This is a genomic window from Limimaricola cinnabarinus LL-001 (assembly GCF_000466965.1).
In the GTDB taxonomy this organism is placed as follows: Bacteria; Pseudomonadota; Alphaproteobacteria; order Rhodobacterales; family Rhodobacteraceae; genus Limimaricola; species Limimaricola cinnabarinus.
Window position 1 is genome coordinate 17,595 of record NZ_BATB01000025.1, and the last position, 20,484, is coordinate 38,078.

Sequence of the window (20,484 nt, forward strand, 5' to 3'; positions counted from 1 at the left end):
GAAGGTTCGGCGCCCTTCCTGCCGATTTATATTGTGGTCCCTATGTAAAATGACATCTCGTGATCTAACCACTCGATGGTGATTCTCTCTTGGCGCGCGATTGCCTCGGATCCGAGGGATGGGATGGCGAAGCCGAGATCATGGCGGCGGACACGAAGTCAGCCTGATTCAACCATAGGATTGGTGAGATGGAGATGATCGTACCGAAGGCGCCGACCAACGAGATGCCGATCCCGTCCGCGCAACATGTGCTCGTGCTCGGGGCGGGCATCGCCGGCCTCGCGGCAGCCGATACCCTGAACCGCGCAGGCTATCGCGTCACGGTTCTCGAGCGGGGGTCCGCCCCCGGCGGCGCGCACCGCTCGCATCAGATCGGTCCTTATACCTTCGACGTCGGAAGCATCTTCTACGACGACAAGGGATTGATCTTCTCGCTCGCGCCGGAGAACCGCGAGCTTTGTCCCGCCGTTCACAGGATCGAACGACGGATCGCCCCAGATGGAAAACTGCTCTCCTACCCGATCGAACCGCGCGAGCTCTTGCATTGGGGGTATCCCAAGCTGAGCAAGGCGCTGCTTGACCTCCTGCTCCGACGGCAAATCACCCGTCTCGACGGTACTCTGGAAACGATCTGCCTCGCGCGGCTCGGGCGGACCATCTACACCGATACCGGCCTCAGATCCTACATCACCCGGTTCAATCACACCGATCCCCGGCTGCTCGACGAAGAGTTCTTTCTTTACCGCATGGGCTTCATCGAGCGTCAGACGCGGCCGAGCGCGCTCTTGGGCCACGTCCGGAGGGCGCTTTTCGGTCAGGCGTTCCGGGCGGCCAACCTGCGGCCATCGGTCCTGCGGGTCCGGCCACGGGACGGCTTTCTGGCCCTGTTCACGCCGCTTCAGCAAAGGCTGGAAGCCGCGGGCGTCGTGTTCGCGATGAACGAGGAGTTGCAGCGCATCGAGGGCACGCCCGCAGGATATGTCGTGCGGACGTCGGCCGGGACGCATCGCTGCGACATCGTGGTCAACACGATCCCGCTCGATACGCTTCATACCGCGCTGTTCGGCACGCCGAGCGGGATCGGCAGCCTCGACCTCATGACGCTCTTCGTATCGGCGCGCCGCCTCGCCCCCACCATGGGCAACGTGTTGTTCAACTTCCATACCACCGGGCGCTGGAAACGGGCGACGATCTATTCGCGCCTTTATTCCGACCCGGCGGTCGCCCGCGAGTATCTGTCGGTCGAACACACGATCCTGCCGGGGGCCGCCGCCGACCCCGAAACCGCATTCGCGGAGTTCAAGGCCCAGTTGGAGGGGTTCGGCCATGCCGAGGACCTGCGGCTCGAGGGGCATGACAGGGTGAGCGATTGCTATCCGCTCTACCGCCCCGGCACGCACGCCTTGCGGCCCCAGATCCTCAAGCGGATCGAGGCGACCGGCGTCGTCACCGTGGGGCGTCAGGGCCGCTTCGAATACCTGCCAACCTCGTCCGGCGTGATCCGGCGTGTTCTCGAAGAGTTGGCCGCCGCCGGGCTTTCCATGCCCGCCGATATGAAGCAGGCTGCCGGGCCGACGCCATAGTCGCCAACCAGACCCGGACCATGACATGCCCTTCCGCCTCCCCCCGATACCGAACATTGCCGCGCTTTCCGTCCTGACGGCCGTGCCGCTTGCCTGCGCGGCACAGACAGAGCCCCCCGCCACGCCCCTCATGGCGCCGCTTCTCGGAGCGGTGAGCAACTTCGGACAGGGCAATCAGCCCGGCGTGCTCGAAAACGCCATCGCGCTGGGGCTGACGGATCTGCGCGACGGCCTCTACTGGGACAGGGTCGAGACGACCTTGGGAGAGTTCGAGTTCGACGGCCCGCAGACAACCTTTCCCGATGAGATCCTCTCCGAGGACCTGTCGCTCAGCCTCACATTGAATTGGGGCCATCCGCTGTTCGAAGACGGTGCGACGCCGACCACCCCCGAAGGCATCGCCGCCTTCGGGGCCTTCGCAGGCGTTCTTGCCGAACGGTTTCCCGATCTGGACGCGATCGAGATCGGGAATGAATTCAACGGCGTCGACTTTGTTCGCGGCCCGTTGAAGGATGTCTCTCCCGAGGAGCGCGCCAAGGCCCATGCGCAGCTGCTCGCCGCCGCATCCGAAGCGGCGCGCGGCGTGCGTGACGACATCCGCATTCTCGGCGGCGCCAGCCATTCCATCCCGCTCGCTTACCTTTGGGCCGTGTTCGACGCGGGCGGCGGCGACCACATGGATGCCCTGGCGCTCCACCCCTACACGACCCCGCCCGAACAGCTCGCGCGGCAGATCGAGGTTCTCCGGCGGCATCCGGCGGCAGCGGACATGCCGATCGAAATCACCGAATTCGGCAGCAGCGATCCCGAGACCGCCGCCGGTTACATGCTGCGCGATTACTGTCAGATGGCCCTGTCAGGCGTCACCCGCGCCGTGTGGTACCCGCTGACCCCGCGGGGCGACGGTCTGGTGCCGCTGATGGAAAAGGACGGGCGCCTGACCGGCGCGGGGCGCGCCTTCCGGGCGGTGCAGACGCATTTCGCCGAAAAGCCCGTGACGGGGATCGACGCGGACCCCTTCACCTATGGCTGCCGCTTCGGCGAGGACGCGATGCTGCTCTGGGGCGAGCCGCGCGAAGTGACGGTCACCGACACGGTCGAAATATTCGATGCCGAGGGTCAGCCGCTCGACGGGCCACAGACCTTGTCGCGCGACGCGCCGCTGATCCTGCAGGCCGCTGGCCCCATCGCCCTGGGCGATCAGGTCAAGCTCGGGGATCAGGAGCTGATCGCCGACAGCTTCGACCAGTTCGGCTATCCCTCCGCCGATGGCGCGCCTGCCGCCACCGACCCGTTCGAGCGGCTTATCCGCGTCGACGGGCAAGAGACGGCGCTGAGCACCATGCCGGGCCAGGAGGCGAGCGGCACGCTCTGGACGCCGTATCTCGGGGACAAGGGGCAAAGGCCGCTGCGCCTGACGGCGGAGCAGTTGCTGCCCGGAGGCTCGGCCGAGCGGCCGGTCGAGATCGTGCATCGCTATGTTGCGACCGAGGCGATGGAGGTCGCGCTCGAAGCGACGTTCGAGGTGGCGGAGCGCAGCGACGATGGTATCGCCGTGCGGCTCCTGCTCAATGACGAGGAACTCGAGACGCAGTCCGGCAAGGGCGCGATCACCTTGGCCCCCGAGACGATTTCCCTCGCGGCCGGAGATCGGCTCGAGATCGCGGTCGGCCCCGATGGCAACGCCAATGGCGACGTGACGCGCTACCGCATCACCCTGCGCGCTCCCTGAGTTCGAGGAGGCTGCCACCGGATCGAGGGCCCGCGCCTCGATCCGGTGCTCGCGGTCATGCAGGCCGCAGGGCGAGGAGATGCGCGTTGATGTTCCGCCTCGCGCCGCCGTCGATGGTGGCGGTCACCGCATCCCCCACCGACTGCGCCACGGCGGATCCGCCCGACGCCATGGTAAGCGTCTGCTTCGCGCCTGAGCTTCCTTGACGCTGCACGTCGTAGCGTTCGGCAAAATCGGTCAGATCGGGATCGCCCGACCATGTCGCCGAATGCATCTCCCCGATCACGGCCGCATAGACGACATGGGTTCCTGCCATGACGGGTGCTGCGACAAGGCCTTCGGCGATGGAATTGCTCGTCGTGGCCGCGCCCGGCTGCACCACGGCGATCGGGTCCGACGGGTCCACACCACGAAACGCCGTCACGATGCCGGTGCTGTAGTAACCCCCCTGTGTGAGGGTCACGCCGGGCTCCGCCTCCCCGGCCAGCTTCCAATAAATGATGCCGCGCGCCTGATCGGAGTTGGTGCTGCCGCTCCTCACCTCGGGGAGCGCGGTCCAGCCCGGAGGTGTCGTCTCGGTATAATTGTTCGAATGGGTGGAGACATGCAAAAGCAGCAGATCCCCCGCCGCCACGCCTGCGGGCATCGGCACGTCATGGGCGCCGTTGGCGGTGGTCGGCAGGCCCGATGCGACATGGGTGATGCCTGCCGGAACCTGCGCTGCCTGCGTCGTGACGGACCAACGCCCCGTCACGCCGCCGATGGTGAGCGTGGCCGCAACGGCCATTTCGGCGCTGTCGCTCGCGGTGATCCGAAGCTGGACCTTCTGGTGCTTGTGGATCTTGCTCGGCGCAGCGGTCCAGTCCGCGAAGACAGTGTCGTCTGGATTGGTGATCCGGTATTCTCCATCTGTTATTGAGATGTCCATGTCGCGCTCGAAGCCTCGTGGCGACAGCACATCGGACGTCACGACCGCCCCTTGGGCCACGCCGGTCCGGTCCGCGAAGGCGAAAGCCGCCGGCACGGCACCGGTGATATCGCCATGAAACTCCGTATAGTTGCCTCTCCAGGCACGATAGGCGCGCAACCCGCAGTCCTCGCACCAAAGGTGATTGGGATGGAGTTGGCTGAACGGGGCGCCGTTGGTTGCGGCGTCGGTGTCGATCACGGCGGCATTGCCATCGGCAAGCGCCAGATCGAGCTGCACCTGACGCACGATCCACGTGCCCGCGCGCGCCGTGGTGCTGTCGAGACGCGGCCGCGTGCGCTCCACGATGAACAGCCCGGTCGAGATCCGGCTTCGCCATTCCGACAGCAGCGCCCCGAAATTCGCGGCATAGGAGCCGGCGAACCCCTTCGCCATGTCGTATTCGCCTTGCGCCCAGATCGTGACGTCCTCTGTCGTGGTGCCGATGGCGGCCCTTGCCGCTGTCACCCGCGCCTCCAGCTCGTCGAAAAGCTGTCGCCCGCCCGTCTGCGTGACCGGGTGCCAATCGTCGCGCCCGGCTTCGGCCTCAAGGCCGGTACCGCCCTGCGCCCGCTTGACCACGCGGATCGGGCGCGTGTCGCCCGCCTCGCGCAGCTGATGGGCGAACTCGGCCTCCGATCCCCATGCGTTGCGGCTGTCGTCGCCCGCATTGGTGCCCGGTGCATAGGCCTCGAAAATCCCCGCGGCCGGGTTCCAGATCTCGACGTCGCTCAGGTTGCCGTATCTGGCCGGGGGCGTGATGCCGGATGTGCCCTGCTTGTCGGCGTTGGACTGGCCCGCGATGATCAACAGCAAGGGCGTCTCACCGCTCAGGCCGACCCTGAGCTGGAACGCGCTTTGCGCCGCGCCGCCGGAGTTCAGGGCGCGAATGACGATCCGCGCATCCGGCGTTTCGGCCGATGGCGTGCCCGACAGCACCCCCGCCGCAGAGAGTGTCAGCCCGTCGGGCAACGGGGCCGACCCCGGTCCAAGGTCGAATCGCATGTCGCGCCCCGAAAAGCCCCCCGCGAGGTCGGCCGGCGTCATCGCCACGCCGGGGTCCAGCGCGAGGGACGGCAATGGGCGCGTGGCGGTCGGGGCGGGCCAGACGACCATGGGGCCGACTCACCCCGCGACCCCGCGACCCGGTGTCGTCGCTTGCCGTGACGATCCCCGACAGGCGCAGCCCCTCGTCTTCGTCAAAGGCAGATAGCTTTTCGTTGTCGCGCCCGTGATCGGCGCCCCCTCCCGCAGCCAGCGATATGCGATCGTCACCGGACCGCTGCCGTCCAGCTTCCCGGCGAAAAGGTGAGCGGATCGCCGACGCGCCCGCTGCCCGTGATCTGCGGCGCCACCTGATTCACGGACCCGCCACAGTCCCCGCAATCAGGCCCGTGCCATGGCCGATGCCCGCCCCCAGCCGCATCAGACAAGCCCCACGACGCCCGCGGCCGTCGTGCCCGTGGCCCAGACCTTGCGCACCCGCACCGGAAGCACCGATCCGGCCCCGACATAGAGTGTCGCCGTGCTGCCGCCGATGGCCGTCACCCGCACGGTGCCCGGCTCGGTCGCGGTGATCGCGCGCACCCAGAGCGACAGGTCCGCCGCGTCGTCGGGCACGATCTCATACAGATCGGTCGCAGGGCTCTCGAGGCCGGATTGGCGGCCTGCAAATACATCGGTCATGGTGATCTCCCTCGTGACGCATCGGCGTTCGCGCCGCATCGGCCGTATCTCACCGGGCGGCGACACCGTTATAGCGCCGCACAGGTGCATGATCGCTGACCCGAACGCGCGCTTCGGGCGCGCGGCGCGCAACACGTCCGCTCCGGGGCCCCGCCCCGCTCGACGCGGTGCGCGCGGTGGTCAAAACGGGCGCCGCGTCCGCGCCGCTCGTCCTTCCAAGGGCGAAGCCTCAGGCGGGACGGCCCCGGTCATCGACGACGAATCTGTGGCCGATTGATGTGCCTGCCGGACGAACACGGTCCGCACGAAAAGTGGACCCGCTGATCGAAAAACCGTCAATAGACTGTTTCCGGTTCACGATCAGTCACCTTGGGCACGGCACGTGCGGCCAGAGCCGCTAAGTGGCGTGATCCTTGGCGAAATTGGGGCGAACGGTCATGAAAACGTCACGATTTCAGTGATTTCATTCCCCTGATCACGATAGCGGCAGATGCGGATTTCCTCTTGCAAGTTTGCCGTGAGCAGGAGAAGTAGCACCAATATAGAAAATCTGCCGTTTTTGTGCACAAATGCTGACATATGGCTTGCGACGTTGCCGGAGCCTTGATTGACCGGCACGCGCCAACCATGTCATTTCTGTGTTCGAAGCAAGACTGCCGCACCGAGGGACGTCAGAGACACCGCAATTTGCCGGCCCCGTTTTCAACGCCCACGTTAAGAGATATCATTATGACCGTTACGTCGAACTCCCAGGCCTCCGGCCTTCGCGCAACCGCCTCTGAAACCTTTTATACGCGCAGGGGCAAGCGCCTTCTCGACCTCACTCTCGCACTCATCCTGCTCCCCACCATCGCGATCGTCGTCGCCGTGCTGTATTTCGTCGCGCGCAGCGATGGGGGAAAGACCGGGTTCTTCGGACACAAGCGCGTCGGCCAGAACGGCCGTGAATTCCGCTGCTGGAAAATCCGCACGATGCGGTCCGACGGCGATGCCATCCTGCAGAAGCATCTTGCGGAAAACCCGACCGCCGCCGCCGAGTGGGCCCGCGACTACAAGCTGACGAACGATCCGCGCGTGACCCGGATGGGGAACCTGCTGCGCCGCACGAGCCTCGACGAGCTGCCGCAGATCTGGAATGTCCTTCGCGGCGAGATGAGCTTTGTCGGCCCCCGTCCGATCGTGGCCGCCGAGCTGGAGCGCTACGAAGGCTACCAGTGGTGCTACCTGACCTCGACCCCCGGCATCACCGGTCTGTGGCAGGTCTCCGGCCGCAACGATGTGAGCTACGAAGAGCGTGTGCAGCTCGATATGGCATATCACGGTCGCCGGTCGCTTGGCCTCGACCTCAACGTGATCGCCCAGACCGCCGGCGCGTCGTGAAGGCTACCGGGAAATAGACTCTCCGCGCCATCATCGGCGCGCAACAGACGGAATCAACAGGAAGCCGCCCGAGGGGCGGCTTCCTTTCGTTGTGGTGTCCGACACACTCTCTTGGGCATCACGAGAAGATATACGTGCTGCCATCGCTGTTGTTGCTCTGCAGCACCTCGGCCAGGGACAGATCGCCGCCGCCCGTCATCGCCACTTCGAACAGCGTCGTCACCTCGCCGTCGGCGATATGCCTGACGAATGTCCGTCCGGCGTCGGTCTCGATCGTCACCTGGTTGACCTGAAGCGCATCCGCGTTGTGGAGAATGATGCGGTCGTTCTCCCGGCTGTCGAAATCGCGCACGAAGTCGATAGCGTCGATCGATTTGAGGTCGAAGACGAAGCTGTCCGCGCCCTTGGCACCGACCAGAACGTCGCGGCCTGCGCCACCTTCGATGATGTCGTTGCCGGTTCCCCCGTACAGCATGTCGTCTCCGGCGCCGCCCGACAGATAGTCGTGACCCGCGTCGCCCAAGAGCACGTCGGCGCCATTGCCCCCGAACAGCTCGTCGTTACCGTTGTTGCCCATGATGTAGTCGAGGCCGTCGTTGCCATAGACGATGTCGTCACCGTCCCGGGCGCGGAAGCGGTCGTTCCCGCCAAGGCCACGCATGACGTCATTCCTGTGGTCCCCATCGACCCTGTCGCTGCCTTCCGTTCCGGAGAAGGTCCAGATCGGCTCGGGATCGGGCGTCGGTTCCGGGGTCGGCTCGGGTTCGGGCTCGGGGGTCGGCTCGGGCTTGGGTTCCGGCTTCGGCTCGGGCTTGGGTTCCGGCTTCGGCTCGGGCTCGGGCTCGGGCTCGGGCTTCGTTTCGACACCCGTCGAGCCATTCCAGAGCTTCACCAGATCGCTCAAGCCATAGACCGCGTCGCTGAACTCGAAAAGCTCGACATTCGACACCGTCGTCATCGCCTTTCCGGCAAGCTCGAACAGCGCCTCGCCCGTCTTGAGCAGGGATCCCGTGACATCCGCGAAGGCCTGACCCACGAGGAAACGGTCGCTGCCGGCGCCGCCGTCGATCCGATCCTTGCCGGCGCTGGCCTGGAACACGTCATTGCCACGACCGCCGCGCAGCCGGTTGTCGGAGGCGTTGCCGATCAGCATGTCGTTGCCATCGCCCGCAAAGGCGTTCTCGATCGAGGCGTCGATCTTGAGGGCGACGCCCGCGATCTGGCTCGCGGACGCACCGCTCAGGTCGAGCTTGCTGTCGGTGGTGACCATCGCCGCGTTGATGGCATCGATCCCGCCATTCGCGTCGATCAGGCCGCGCCGCGACATGTCCGCCGCCGCCATGCTGTCGAACTCGTCCGAATAGAAATACGTGTCGTTCTTGAGCCCATCGGTACGGCCATGGATGGACAACGTGATATCCTTCACCACGCCGATATGCGCATCGCCGTTCTTGTCCCGAGATCCGGGGGCACGGTCATGGATGTCGACGATCCAACGGCCCGAGCCGTTCTCACCCATCGTAGCGACGGACCCGAACTTGAAATTGCGCAGATCATCGATGCCGCCGGTCAGCGGAATGTCGTGCACCATGCGGATCTTGGTGCCGTCGGGGCTGGTCAGATAGACGTCCAGATCCGCGGTGTTGCGCCAGAAGAAGTCGAGCTGGAGCTGAACGTGCTCGATCGCGATGTCCTTGTCGACGTCGATCGCGAACTGCAGGTGGCTGACTTTGTCGCTGATCAGCTTGGCATTGGAGGTGTCCTTTTCGACCGAGACGGTGTCGCGGTTCGCAGCGGTCTGCTGCAGCGTCCAGGTCTCGGCCAGACGAACGGCGTCATGCGCGTTGAGAAAGCCGAACCCGAAGGAATCGTTGAACGCCTTGCCGCCGCCGTTGAAGTGGTCGGAGCCGTTCATCACCCAGCCGTCGCCCCACGAGATGCCCTCGCCCAAGCCCTCGCGCCGGGCCGAGAGGCCGAGGATCTGCTGCACGTCGCGATAGCCCAGCTGATCGTTGGCCTCGAGCATGAGGCCCGCCACCGCCGAAACGGCGGGCGCGGAAAAGGACGTGCCGGTCGCTTTCGTCTCGAACCGCTCGCCGGGTTCGGTCGTGAACACGTCACGCCCGGCAGCCGAAAGCAGGACGTTCGCTCCGAGGCTGGTGAAGGAGGAGGCTTCGCCGTCGCGATCGACCGCGCCCACGGCGATGCTGTAGGGGGAATTCTGCAGGTTGTGGAAGTTCGACGAGTCGTCTCCGCCGCCATTGCCCGCCGAAAAGACGACCACGGTTCCAAGCCCGCCGCGGCCGGTCTCGGCCGGGTCGGCCACCGCCGCCTCCAACGTGGACACCTTGTTGAAGTTGTCGGTGAAGGGACGGTTGAAGCTATAGCTGTTGTTGACCACGTCGACGGCGCTCGACATGTGCAATGCCTTGATCACCTGATCGACCGCATCCGCGGCGCCGTAGTTGACGCCGTAGCCCACGAGAGTGGCTTCGCTGGCGATGCCGACGCTTCCGACGCCATTGTTTCCTTCGGCCGCGATCACGCCCGCCACCAGTGTACCGTGGTGATCCGCGCCCTTGACCGTGAAGCTGACGTCACCGCTCTTCTGATCGAAGTTGTAATCCGATTTCAGGTCGTAGTTTCCATCGAGATCGGAATGGGTGAAGTCGATCTGCGAATCGATGACCCCGATCTTCACGCCTTTTCCACGATATTCGTCCCACACGGACTCGATATCGATGTTCACGGCGGAACGGTTCGCAGCGAAATACCAGCTGCGGAACATTACCGGGTCACTGAACGTTTCAGTTCCGGGTAGGGTAGATGCACCTGAAATGACTTGCTTGGTGGACACACGGCTCTCCTCGGTCATGGGCTTCTCTAGGGTGGACGCCTTCTGGCTGACCCGCCTTGCAGACACTGGCTTTGGATTGGGTCCGCTTGATGACACCATTAAGGTGCGGAGCGGATGACCATGGCAGCATCAGAGCGAAATCTGGCTTGGACTTTGGCAACAGGGTCGTGCCCCGGCCCTGACTGGCTCCTAGACATTGTTTCAAAATTGATGATTGCGAGAAGAGTTTTGCAAACTCTTAACAAGCGGTTCTCACAGACCGGGCGAGCGCGCATATCGATGCCGCGGAACAATGGTCTGAATCATGAACCCGTTTCATTGCAGAACCTACCAAACCCGTCATGGCACATGGAGCCATTACGGCATCGACAGGCATTGCAACCCATCGCTACACCACAAAAAATCAGCCATGTCCGGCGCAATGTGTCTGCAACGTTGCAGATCCTGTCGGACAGGCCGCGAAACCTACCGGCCCCCCATTCCTCCGAAGACCTCGCGGTCGCGAAACAATTCGTTTCGAAGAAATTTCTTGCCTTTTCGACGCCATCTCGCAATGGCGGCGCTGCAGTGCCTATCTGACAAGATCTGGAGGGTCCAGAATGACCCCGACTCAGGCCGGACACTCGGCCAAGATCCGCCGTCCAGGGTTTATCCTCATGATATACAGGGGCTTTTATTGGCCGAAACTCGCCGACTCCCTGTGTGATCCGGGGTTGATTCGCTGACATGGCGGGCGTTTCCATCGAAACGATTCGCCGATTGGCTGATTTCGCGAGATCCTACCAATTGTAATGAAACGTCCTGAGCGAGACATGCGGCTGAAACCGCAGCCATGTTCCGCGCGATGGGATGAGCGGTCGTTGCGCTTCGGCCACAGCGCCACGTCGCGCATGGCAGCGCACCATGGCGGCTCAGCCCGGCACAGCCCGGCACAGCCCGGGGCGGCATGGGGCGGACGCCCACGTGATGCCGCGACACCGGATTCGGCGCTCGAGGCGCGCCTTCGCATCAGAATGATCCATGATTGACCGACCGGGCCTTCGGGCCGCGATTCAGGGGGTCGCCATGTCCGGGACCGGTCGATGCGGCAACAGAGTGTTTCATGGCCCCGAAATGACAGACCTTCAGGCGCGCGCGCTATATGACTGTCGCAATTGCGATATTCCGGCCCGGTGGCAGATCACGATCCCGTCTCTCGAGAGGGCGTGGCGGCTCTTGATTGAGCATTCCGGATAACTGGGTCATGAGGGCACAAAGAAGTGGCGCGCGGGACCTTGACCGGTCCGGGGTGAGGCTTCATGCAGAAACGATAATGGTACAAGGGTCGGCGTAGTGGTTACTGACGCATCTCTCCAATCGGCGGACAAGCCGAAGGAATTGGGACGCTCCGGCAGCGTGGTTCGCTGCTTCAATGTAAAATTCAGCCCCAATCTGGGAGACGGCCTGCTGTCGGAATGCCTCGAGAAGGCGCTGATCGATCTCGGAGCCGATCCCGACACTCACTCGATCGACCTCGCCGCCCGCAAGGCTTACGGCGATGTCATGATGGGGCGTGGGACGGTCATGACGCTGCTCGATGCCCTGCCCCCGACGCTTCGGCGGGCCGCGGTCCGTTTGCCGCTCAAGGCGCAGTCGATCCGAAGCTGGCGGCCCCACTTCGCGCGCGGCCTCGAAGGCGCGGACCGCGTCGTGATCGGCGGCGGCAACCTCATCTCGGACATCGACCTGAACTTCCCGACCAAGCTCGGTCTCGCCATCTCCGAAGCCGAGCGGCGCAACCTGCCGACCGCCTTCTACGCCTGCGGCGTCGCCCAAGGCTGGAGCGCCACCGGTCTCAAGATGTGCCGCGCTGCCTTTGCCCGGCCCCATGTTCGAGCCGTGTTCCTGCGCGACACCGACAGCAAGGTTCTGTGGGACGATCTGATGTCCGAGGCGACGGGCATCGTCGGCGAGGTGGTGCGCGATCCCGGGCTGATGGCCGCCGACCTCTATCCGCAACCGCCGCGCCCGCGTGACCGCCGCCCGGTGGCGGGGCTCGGCCTGATGAGCCATATCGCGATCCGTTACCATGCCACCGACGCGCCGCGTTCCGAGCATCTCGATCAATGGTATCTCGATGTCGCGCGCGGGCTGATCGAGCAGGGCTGCGAGGTGCGGGTCTTCACCAATGGCAGTCCCGAGGACAAGGCTTACGCCGCGCAGATGCATGATCGTCTGGCCGCGCTTGGCTCGTCCGATCAGATCAGCTTCCTGACGCAGCGCGACCCGCGCGGCCTTTGTGCGCATATCGCCGATTTCGACGTGCTGATCGCCTACCGGATGCATGCGGTCATCGCCGCCTACGCCTACGGCGTGCCCGCGATCGCGCTCTCGTGGGATCGCAAGCTGCGCTCCTTCATGGCCTCGGTCAACCGCGAGGAGTTCCTGCTCGACGTGGCCAAGGTTCCGGCGGGCGATTGCGTGGACATGGCCATCGCGGCCGCGCGCGACGGGCTGCCGGAGGCCGAGCGGGCCGCCGTGGTGGCCGAGGCGCGCGCCGACGTGGCCCGGATGTGGGCCGTGCTCGAGCCGGAGGGCCGGATGGAGCGCCGCGCATGAGCATGCTTGAGGCGCGATTCGCGCGGTTCGAGACATGGATGCGCGATCAGGCGCTGCCATTCTGGAGCGAGACCGGCCTTGCCCCGACGGCGGGGCGGTTGAACGGCTGACCCTCGCGGGGCAGCCTGATCGTCCGGGCTTCAAGCGGGTTCGGGTCCATGCCCGGCAGCTCTATGTCTTTTCGCATGCGCATGTGCTCGGCGTGCCGGGCATGCTCGAGGCCGCGCGCGAGGTGCATGGGTTCCTGATGGCGCATGGCCGGTCCGAGGATGGCGGCTGGGTCGTGAAGATGGGTGAGGCCGGCGGCTGCGTCGATCCCGAGCGCGATCTCTACGACCAGGCTTTCGTGATCCTGGCGCTGGCTTGGTGGGCCCGCGCGTCGGGCGAAACGGCCCCCATCACCGAAGCCCGGCGCACCCTCGCGGAGATCGACGAGCTGTTCGCGCGCCCCGATGGCCGGGGCTACCTGTCGCGCCTCCCGGATCAGGGCGAAGCCCTGCAAAATCCGCATATGCACCTGCTCGAGGCGCTGTTGGCGCTTCATGCGGTGGACCCCGAAGGTCCGGCATCGGCCCGGATCACGCGGCTGCGCGCCCTGTTCGACGAGGTCCTGCTCGATGCCGAGACCGGAACGCTGGGCGAGCGCTTCGACATGAACTGGGCGCCGCGCCCGGACGATGCGATCGAGCCCGGGCATCATTACGAATGGTTCTGGCTCTTGCACATGGCCGAGCGCGCGGGCTTCGGCACTGCCGAGCCCGCGGCGACCCACCTGTGGGACTTTGCCGAACGTCACGGCGTCCTGCCCGGTTCGGCCCTGATCCATGACGGTCTCGACAGGAGCGGCGCGCGGCTTTCGGCGGCGCACCGCTCCTGGCCGCAGACGGAGCGGCTCAAGGCTCTGGCCGTGCGCGCCGAGATCTCGGGCCGGCCCGAGACCGAGGCGATCTCGGCCGCGCTCGAGGCGCTTTGGCGCCACTACATCGCCCCGGCCACCCCCGGCGGCTGGGTCGATCATATCGGCGCCGATCTGCAGCCCAAGGTCGAGTACGTGCCGGCGAGCACTTTGTATCATCTGTTTCTGGCCTATGCCGAGTTGCGCCGCTGCGCGACCGCGCTCGGGCTGACCGCGCACGAAGAGGGACTTCCGGCATGATCGTCGACCAATTTCAGGACAAGCGGATCCTCGTGATCGGCGATGTGATGCTCGACCATTTCGTACGCGGCTCCGTGGGGCGGGTGTCGCCCGAGGCGCCGGCGCTTGTGCTGCATGTGAGCAATGATCACTGGGCGGTCGGCGGCGCGGGCAACGTGGCGCAGAACATCGCCGGGCTCGGCGGCGTGGCCTGTCTCGTGGGTCTGGTGGGCGAGGATGACGCCGCCCGCCGGATCGAGGCGCTGTTCGCCGACGATCCGCGGCTCGAAAGCCATCTGGTCGCCGACCCGAACTGGCCCACCATCGAAAAGACCCGGTTCATCGCCGGCGACAACCACCTGCTGCGCGCCGATCGCGAAAGCAAGCGCATCCCCGAGACGGTCGAGGCCCGCCTGATCGAGGCGATCGAGCGTATCGCGGCGGCGGGCTGCGACGCGATGGTGATTTCCGACTACGCCAAGGGGCTGGTGACACCGGGCCTGATCGCGGCGGTGATCGAGGTGGCGCAGCGGATCGGCGTGCCCGTGATCGCGGACCCCAAGCGGCCCAACTTCGCGGATTATCGCGGCTGCCGCGTGCTGACCCCCAATCGCAAGGAACTTGCCGCCGCGACGGGCCTTCCGGCCGATGACGACGCCGAGATCGCGGCTGCGGTGCCGGTGGCGATGTCGCAGTTCGGCGGGCCGATCGTCCTGACCCGGTCCGAGCAGGGCATTTCGCTGTTCGACAGCGACGGCAGCGAAATGCACGATCCCGCCCGCAACCGCGAACTGCGCGACGTGTCCGGCGCCGGCGATACGGTCGCCGCGACGCTGGCGCTGGCGCTGGCCGGTGGCGCGGCCCTCGCCGATGCCACGCGCGCGGCCAACGCGGCCGCCGGTGTGGTCGTCGGCAAGAGCGGCACCTCGGTGGTCACGGCACCCGAGCTGATCTCGGCCATGCTGCGCAACACCAACGAGACCGTGCTCGAATCCAAGGTCGCGCCGCTCAACACGGCCCGTAACATCCGCGAGGATTGGCGCCAACAGGGGCTGCGGGTGGGCTTCACCAATGGCTGCTTCGATATCGTGCATCGCGGCCACGTGACATTGCTCGCCCAGGCACGGGCGCGGTGCGACCGTCTGGTCGTGGCGCTCAACACCGATGCTTCCGTCTCGCGGCTCAAGGGGCCGGAACGCCCGATCCAATCCGAGGCCGCGCGCGCCGAGGTGATCGCGGCGCTTGGTGCGGTCGACATGGTGCTGCTGTTCGACGAGGACACGCCGCTCGCGATCATCGACGCGCTGCGGCCCGACGTGCTGTTCAAGGGCTCCGACTATACCGTGGACACCGTGGTCGGGCACGAGCTGGTGCAGGGCTATGGCGGCGAGGTTGAGCTGATCGACCTCGTGGATGGCTATTCCACCACCCGGATCGTGGCGAAATCGCGCGCCTTGGCGGCAAGCTGACATGGCGCGCTCTTCCAACTTGACGCGGCGGCTCGACCGGGCCGTCGGCACGGCGGCGGCATCCCTGCTCTCCCCGTTCAGATCGTCCCGGCCGCAGCCCGCCGATCCGCGCCGCATCCTGCTGATCCAGCCCACCGCGATCGGCGACACGCTGATCGCCTCGGGGCTAATTTCCGCGATCGAGCGACGGTATCCCGCAGCCGAGATCGTGGTCGCCCATGGTCCCTCCAACGCGGCGGCCGTGAAGATGCTCGAAGCGCGGGTGCGCCCGGTGCAGGTCGGCTTTGCCAACCCCGCCCGCGCGGTCGCGGCCCTCAAGGCGCTGAGCCCCGACATGATCGTCGATCTGACGCCCTGGCCCTATGCCACGGCGCTTTGCGCGCATTTTTCCGCGCCGTGGTCGGCGGGCTTCAACCCCCAAGGCAGCCGTCGCGGGCGCCTGTTCGATCTCAGCGTTCCGCATCGCACGGATCGCCACGAGATCGACAATCTCGACGCGCTTTCGCAAGCGATCGGCGCCGGTCCCGCGCGAGAGATGCGAATCTCGCGCGACGCTTCGGCCCGCGCCGATCTCCCCGCATCCGACGGGTTGGTCCTGTGTCACGTCTCGGCCGGCGGGGCGCGTGCCGCCGCCAAGGCATGGCCCGTCGAGAACTGGGTCGCGCTAGCGCGGGGTCTCGTGGCGCAGGGCTACCAGGTCGGCTTTACCGGCGTGCCCGCCGACGCCGAGGCGGTCGCCCCGATCCTCGAAGTCGCGGCGCTGCCTGCGGATCGTGCGTTCAGCCTGTGCGGGAAACTGTCTCTCGCGGCACTGGCCGAGCTTCTGGCCGAGGTGCCGCTTCTGATCTCGGTCGATACCGGGGTGCTGCACCTGTCGGCGGCGGTGTCGGGCCGCGCGATCGGCCTGCATGGGCCCACGCATGCGGCGCGCTGGGGATCGGTCAGCCCGGCCGCGCTCGGCCTCGATTCGCCGCACCCGGCCGGGGGCTTCGTGCAATACGGTTGGGAAGATCACCCGCAGGCCGAGGAGATCATGCCCATGCTCACACCCGAACGCGTTCTGTCCGCCGCTTTGGACAAGCTCGAAGCCCAGCCGCGCCTTCGGGCGAACGAGGACGCATGAGCGGCGCGCGCCCCGCGCTGTTTCTCGACCGGGACGGCATCATCAACGTCGATCACGGCTATGTCGCCACGCGCGAACGGCTCGATTACGTGCCCGGGATCGCCGATCTAGTGGCGGCGGCGAACCGCGCGGGCTGGGCCGTGGTGATCGTCACCAACCAATCGGGCGTGGCGCGGGGCTATTTTCCCGAAAGCCAGATGCACGCATTTCACGACATGATCCGCGCCGACCTCGCAAGCCAAGGGGCGCGGATCGACGCGGTCTATCACTGTCCGCATCTTCCGGGCGCGGCGGTGGCGCAATTCGATGTCGACTGCGACTGCCGCAAGCCCCGTCCGGGCATGCTGCTGCGTGCGATCCGCGAGATGGACCTCGATCCGGCGCGGTCGGCGATGATCGGCGACAAGCCCAGTGACGTCGAGGCGGCCCGGGCGCGGGTGTCGCAGGCCATCTGTTTCAGGGCGGCGACCTGCTGGAGTTCGCCGCCCCGCGCCTGCCGGCGCTTCAGAAGTCGGGGTTGTCGCGCAGCCAGCCGACATAGTCGGCCACGCCCGCTTCGAGAGAGCGCCAGTTCGGCGCCAGCCCGGCCGCGACGCCGCGCTCGGTGCGGGCTTCGGTGAAGTACTGGTACCGTCCGCGCAGCGCCTCGGGCATGTCGATGTATTCGATCACCGGCTCGCGCTCCACGGCCGCGAAGGTGGCGCGGGCCAGATCCTCGAAGCTGCGGGCCTGACCAGTGCCGACGTTGAAGATCCCGCCCAACCCCGGGGTCTTGAGCGCGGCGATCGCGAAGCGAACGCAATCGTCGACATGCACGAAGTCGCGCAGCTGTCCGCCATCGCCGTAATCGGGATTGTCCGAGCGAAACAGCCGCACCGCTTCGCCACGCTCGGCGCCGGGCCGGATCTGGTGAATCACCGAACGCATCGACCCCTTGTGGCTTTCGCGGGGGCCATAGACGTTGAAGAACTTGAGCCCGGCCCAGCTTGGCGGGGTGGGTCGACCGGTATCGCGGTCATGCACCAGCCGCCGATCGACCATGTGCTTGCTCCAGCCATAGGCATTGAGCGGGCGCAGCTGCGCCAGCGCCTCGGCCGTGTCCGCATCCTCGAACCCGCGGGTGCCGTCGCCATAGGTCGCGGCAGAGGACGCGTAGACGAAGGGAATGCCCAGCCGGGTGCAGCACTCCCACAGATCCAGCGTCGCCCGGATGTTGAGCCGTACGATCAAGTCGACGTCGGTCTCCGTGGTGGCCGAGATCGCGCCCATATGCACCACCCCGGCAAGCGCCGTGCCATTCTGGGCGATCCAGTCGGGCAACGCGTCGATCGCGATCACGTCGTGAAACCGCCCCTCGCGCAGGTTCAGCCATCGCCCGTCGGTGCCGAGGTCGTCGCAGATCACCACGTCGCGCCCTTCCGCCGCGAGGGCGAGGGCGATGTTGGATCCGATGAAACCTCCGCCGCCGGTCACGAGGACCAGCCCGTCGGCGCGCAGCGCGCTGTCAGTCATGTAGGACTCCTTGCTTGCCTTGAATATCGTCAGAGCGCCGCCGCGCGGCGCGGTGCGGCGCTGGTGTCGTGCCCGGTCGCCCCGGCATAGAGCGCGAGCTGCCGGTCGATCCACTCCTCGGGGCTGGTGCACAATCCGGCCTGCCCCGATGCGCCGCGCTCGCTCATTTTGGCGACCTCCTCGGCAGGCAGATCGCGCATGCGGCGCAAGATCGCCTCGAAGGCGGCGGGATCGCGGGTGTCGCAAGCAAAGCCAAGCCCCTGCGCGTCGATCTCGGGGCCGAGCAGCGCGCTGCGCGACAGGATCACCGGCAGACCGCTGAGCGAGGCTTCGGCGGCGACGAGGCCGAACGGCTCGGGGTAGCGGGTCGGCATCACCAGCGCCCGCGCCGAGGCGATCTCACCGGCGATCCCCGCCCGATCCATCCAGCCACGGAAAGTCACTTCCGGGTGGCGCGCGGTCAGCGTTTCGCGCAAAGGCCCCTCGCCGATCACGGTCAGCGGGACGCCGACGGCCCCGACCGCCGCGATCAGCTCCTCGATGCCCTTCTCGGCCTCGACGCGACCGATGAAGACGAAGCGGTCGTTGCGCTCGGCCTGCACCCGTGTCGGGCCGATGGCCTCGGCGGGGTTGCGAAGACTGTGCAGCGTGTCCTCGGGATAGCCCGCCTTACGCAGGAATGGCGCCATGCCCGGGTGGATCATCAGGATCCCGCCCCAAGGCGCCTGCCGCGGCATGCTCTGGTGCAGGACCGCCTGCCGGCCGGTGCGCCAGAGCTTCTGCGCATAATTGCGCTTGTCGCAATTGGTGCCGAGGCAATCGCGCGACAGCGGCACCCGGTGGCAGGGCTGCATCGCCTGGTAATCCATGAAGGCGCCGTTCGGACAGGCAAGGAAGAAGTCGTGCGCGTGAATGAAGCACCGCGACGCGACCCGCTGCAACGGCCCGAAGATCGCCGGGGTCAGGGCCTTGGAAAAGCTGTGCACATGATAAACCGTATCGGGCCCGTCATGCAGCGCCACCACCTCGGCCACGCGTTTGCGCGCCGCCTGGCTGTAGAGCCCGCGGGTCGCCGCGCGCAGCGGCGAGGCGCGCAGCAGCGCATCTCCGCCGATGTTGTGCACTTCGATGCCGAGCGCCTCGAACTGCGAATCCTCACCACGGTCGCCGGCGACGTAGACCACTTCGACGCCACGCGCCTGCAGGCTGCGCGCCTGAAGCAGCGCCAGCCCGGTGGCCCCGCCCCGCGCGACGCTGGCATCGTTGATGATCACGACTTTCGGCATTTCAGCCCCTCATGTCCTGCGGTCGAGCGCCTGTCGCGCTCGCGTTTCGATTTGCCACTACCTTTACCGATAGAGCGGGGGAGGCAAGCGGTTTCGCCCCCGCCGAACGCGGCATTCCACTCCCGCCCATGTGTCGAGCGCGGGCGTCCTGGACAGACCCCCATAAAATGGGACTTTGTATCTTATCGCGAAACCAATTGTCAGGAGGTTACAGCAATGGCCGGATCGCCTGGCATTACGACGCCGCGATCGTGACCTCTCGCATTGCATCTACATTTGCCAACAACTCGAAATCCGGGGCATAGAATTCGCGCACCCTTGCCTCATCCGACGTCGACAATTCAATCGGCTTGCTCAACCCGCGGTTGGCATGTGACAAGGCTTTGCCCGACAACGTCTCGACCATCTCACTCAATTCCGCATCGTCGCGGCCCAGGACAAACAGCCGGTCCACCAGAACCTTGCCGACGGCATCCGTGACGTACCAACTCTGCCTCCTGAAGCTGGCATTCAACCGGAACGCGTTCTCGCCTTCGCCCTCGAGCCAATCGAGAATATCCGGTACCGTGCGCAGATCGGCCAATAGCCGCGCCACACGGGGAGGCACCCTGACATCGGTCGCGCCGCCGTTGATCAGCATGTTGCAGGCCGAGCCGAAGCGGGATATCGGATCGCGCAAGACCGCAAAGGACGTGGCGCTCGCGAAAAGTTCCGGGTCCGTCCTACGATAGAACTCCGCCGAACGATGGCCAATGCTACGGCCGTAAAGACTGCGGGAAACGCTCGTACCGCCATTCTTCGGCACGTGAATGAATATTGTCCGGTTTTTGTAGATCTGCTTGGGAATACCACGAAGCGCGAAATTCCTCAGAACCTTCGAATGACTACGCGCGGCGCGCTCGTAAAGATCGGCGTATACTTGAACCTTGAAACTGTTGACCATGACAGTTTCCACGACGGCATTCATCATCCGGCATCCACCACGGCAAATAGTTTAAATACCATTAATGTATCTCACACGACGATGGATGTGTCAGCCCTTTCGGGCTACTTGATGCCAGAAGGCCAGTTTCATGTAACACAGGCATACGCAATGCCACTGTCGAGGCACCCATGATATCAGCGGATAATGCCTCTGTCGGTTCCGGCGGGTTCA

At 65.8% G+C, this 20,484-nt stretch carries 14 protein-coding genes; 8 read left to right on the forward strand and 6 right to left on the reverse strand.

The genetic code is table 11. The annotated features are described in order from the left end of the window. Positions 1–188 precede the first annotated feature (188 nt). Together MBELCI_RS10030 and MBELCI_RS10035 are read left to right on the forward strand one after the other, a co-directional pair. Positions 189–1,583 carry an FAD-dependent oxidoreductase gene (locus tag MBELCI_RS10030; RefSeq protein WP_021694077.1) on the forward strand — a complete coding sequence of 465 codons (1,395 nt, stop codon included), beginning with the start codon at positions 189–191 and terminating at the stop codon, positions 1,581–1,583. A gap of 25 nt (positions 1,584–1,608) precedes the next feature. After that, positions 1,609–3,315: a glycoside hydrolase family protein gene (locus MBELCI_RS10035; RefSeq protein ID WP_045319985.1), complete on the forward strand. Its 1,707-nt coding sequence runs from the start codon at positions 1,609–1,611 to the stop codon at positions 3,313–3,315. A gap of 55 nt (positions 3,316–3,370) precedes the next feature. Here the strand turns inward: MBELCI_RS10035 and MBELCI_RS10040 are convergent, their stop codons facing one another. Next, complete coding sequence (locus MBELCI_RS10040) at positions 3,371–5,398, reverse strand: sialate O-acetylesterase (protein WP_021694079.1); 2,028 nt, start codon at positions 5,396–5,398, stop codon at positions 3,371–3,373. Between the two features lie 309 nt (positions 5,399–5,707). Further along, on the reverse strand, positions 5,708–5,968 hold the full coding sequence (locus MBELCI_RS10045; protein WP_021694080.1) for a spike base protein, RCAP_Rcc01079 family: 261 nt from the start codon (positions 5,966–5,968) through the stop codon (positions 5,708–5,710). 729 nt (positions 5,969–6,697) lie between these two features. Between MBELCI_RS10045 and MBELCI_RS10050 the strand changes: the two genes are divergently transcribed. Beyond that, positions 6,698–7,348, forward strand: coding sequence for a sugar transferase (locus MBELCI_RS10050; RefSeq protein WP_021694081.1), 651 nt, complete (start codon positions 6,698–6,700; stop codon positions 7,346–7,348). Positions 7,349–7,466: 118 nt separating this feature from the next. Here MBELCI_RS10050 and MBELCI_RS10055 read toward each other — a convergent pair whose 3' ends face one another. Continuing rightward, complete coding sequence (locus MBELCI_RS10055) at positions 7,467–10,049, reverse strand: S8 family serine peptidase (RefSeq protein ID WP_158497380.1); 2,583 nt, start codon at positions 10,047–10,049, stop codon at positions 7,467–7,469. A gap of 1,551 nt (positions 10,050–11,600) precedes the next feature. On the opposite strand from MBELCI_RS10055, the gene MBELCI_RS10060 reads away from it, so the two are divergent. The 5 genes from MBELCI_RS10060 (at position 11,601) to MBELCI_RS19905 (ending at position 17,150) form a co-directional block, all read left to right on the forward strand. Continuing rightward, positions 11,601–12,803 carry a polysaccharide pyruvyl transferase family protein gene (locus MBELCI_RS10060; RefSeq protein ID WP_021694084.1) on the forward strand — a complete coding sequence of 401 codons (1,203 nt, stop codon included), beginning with the start codon at positions 11,601–11,603 and terminating at the stop codon, positions 12,801–12,803. Between the two features lie 106 nt (positions 12,804–12,909). Then, on the forward strand, positions 12,910–13,959 hold the full coding sequence (locus tag MBELCI_RS10065; RefSeq protein ID WP_235047613.1) for an AGE family epimerase/isomerase: 1,050 nt from the start codon (positions 12,910–12,912) through the stop codon (positions 13,957–13,959). Beyond that, the gene (rfaE2, locus tag MBELCI_RS10070; protein WP_021694087.1) at positions 13,956–15,407 is read left to right on the forward strand and encodes a D-glycero-beta-D-manno-heptose 1-phosphate adenylyltransferase; all 1,452 of its coding nucleotides are present in this window, start codon (positions 13,956–13,958) and stop codon (positions 15,405–15,407) included. The genes MBELCI_RS10065 and rfaE2 overlap by 4 nt, the downstream gene beginning before the upstream one ends. 1 nt (position 15,408) lies before the next feature. Beyond that, positions 15,409–16,530 carry a glycosyltransferase family 9 protein gene (locus MBELCI_RS10075; RefSeq protein WP_045319986.1) on the forward strand — a complete coding sequence of 374 codons (1,122 nt, stop codon included), beginning with the start codon at positions 15,409–15,411 and terminating at the stop codon, positions 16,528–16,530. Further along, a complete protein-coding gene (locus tag MBELCI_RS19905; RefSeq protein WP_081698547.1) occupies positions 16,527–17,150 on the forward strand; it encodes a D-glycero-alpha-D-manno-heptose-1,7-bisphosphate 7-phosphatase in 624 nt (207 codons plus the stop codon). The genes MBELCI_RS10075 and MBELCI_RS19905 overlap by 4 nt, the downstream gene beginning before the upstream one ends. On the opposite strand, the gene rfaD is transcribed toward MBELCI_RS19905, so the two are convergent. The 3 genes from rfaD to MBELCI_RS10090 all read right to left on the reverse strand — a co-directional run bounded on the left by rfaD (position 17,035) and on the right by MBELCI_RS10090 (position 20,298). Next, positions 17,035–18,042 carry an ADP-glyceromanno-heptose 6-epimerase gene (gene rfaD, locus MBELCI_RS10080; protein WP_021694089.1) on the reverse strand — a complete coding sequence of 336 codons (1,008 nt, stop codon included), beginning with the start codon at positions 18,040–18,042 and terminating at the stop codon, positions 17,035–17,037. The two genes, MBELCI_RS19905 and rfaD, sit on opposite strands and share 116 nt — an antisense overlap. A gap of 29 nt (positions 18,043–18,071) precedes the next feature. Beyond that, positions 18,072–19,328, reverse strand: a complete 1,257-nt coding sequence (locus MBELCI_RS10085) for a glycosyltransferase family 4 protein (RefSeq protein ID WP_021694090.1) — start codon at positions 19,326–19,328, stop codon at positions 18,072–18,074. Between the two features lie 235 nt (positions 19,329–19,563). Next, complete coding sequence (locus MBELCI_RS10090) at positions 19,564–20,298, reverse strand: hypothetical protein (protein WP_021694092.1); 735 nt, start codon at positions 20,296–20,298, stop codon at positions 19,564–19,566. Between the last annotated feature and the right edge of the window lie 186 nt (positions 20,299–20,484).

Excerpts from the sequence above, each read along its gene's own strand:
- MBELCI_RS10030 (WP_021694077.1), top strand. The coding sequence starts at position 189 with ATGGAGATGATCGTACCGAAGGCGCCGACCAACGAGATGCCGATCCCG.
- MBELCI_RS10040 (WP_021694079.1), bottom strand. The coding sequence starts at position 5,398 with ATGGTCGTCTGGCCCGCCCCGACCGCCACGCGCCCATTGCCGTCCCTC.
- MBELCI_RS10075 (WP_045319986.1), top strand. The coding sequence starts at position 15,409 with ATGGCGCGCTCTTCCAACTTGACGCGGCGGCTCGACCGGGCCGTCGGC.
- MBELCI_RS19905 (WP_081698547.1), top strand. The coding sequence starts at position 16,527 with ATGAGCGGCGCGCGCCCCGCGCTGTTTCTCGACCGGGACGGCATCATC.
- rfaE2 (WP_021694087.1), top strand. The coding sequence starts at position 13,956 with ATGATCGTCGACCAATTTCAGGACAAGCGGATCCTCGTGATCGGCGAT.
- MBELCI_RS10045 (WP_021694080.1), bottom strand. The coding sequence starts at position 5,968 with ATGACCGATGTATTTGCAGGCCGCCAATCCGGCCTCGAGAGCCCTGCG.
- MBELCI_RS10090 (WP_021694092.1), bottom strand. The coding sequence starts at position 20,298 with ATGATGAATGCCGTCGTGGAAACTGTCATGGTCAACAGTTTCAAGGTT.
- rfaD (WP_021694089.1), bottom strand. The coding sequence starts at position 18,042 with ATGACTGACAGCGCGCTGCGCGCCGACGGGCTGGTCCTCGTGACCGGC.
- MBELCI_RS10050 (WP_021694081.1), top strand. The coding sequence starts at position 6,698 with ATGACCGTTACGTCGAACTCCCAGGCCTCCGGCCTTCGCGCAACCGCC.
- MBELCI_RS10035 (WP_045319985.1), top strand. The coding sequence starts at position 1,609 with ATGCCCTTCCGCCTCCCCCCGATACCGAACATTGCCGCGCTTTCCGTC.
- MBELCI_RS10085 (WP_021694090.1), bottom strand. The coding sequence starts at position 19,328 with ATGCCGAAAGTCGTGATCATCAACGATGCCAGCGTCGCGCGGGGCGGG.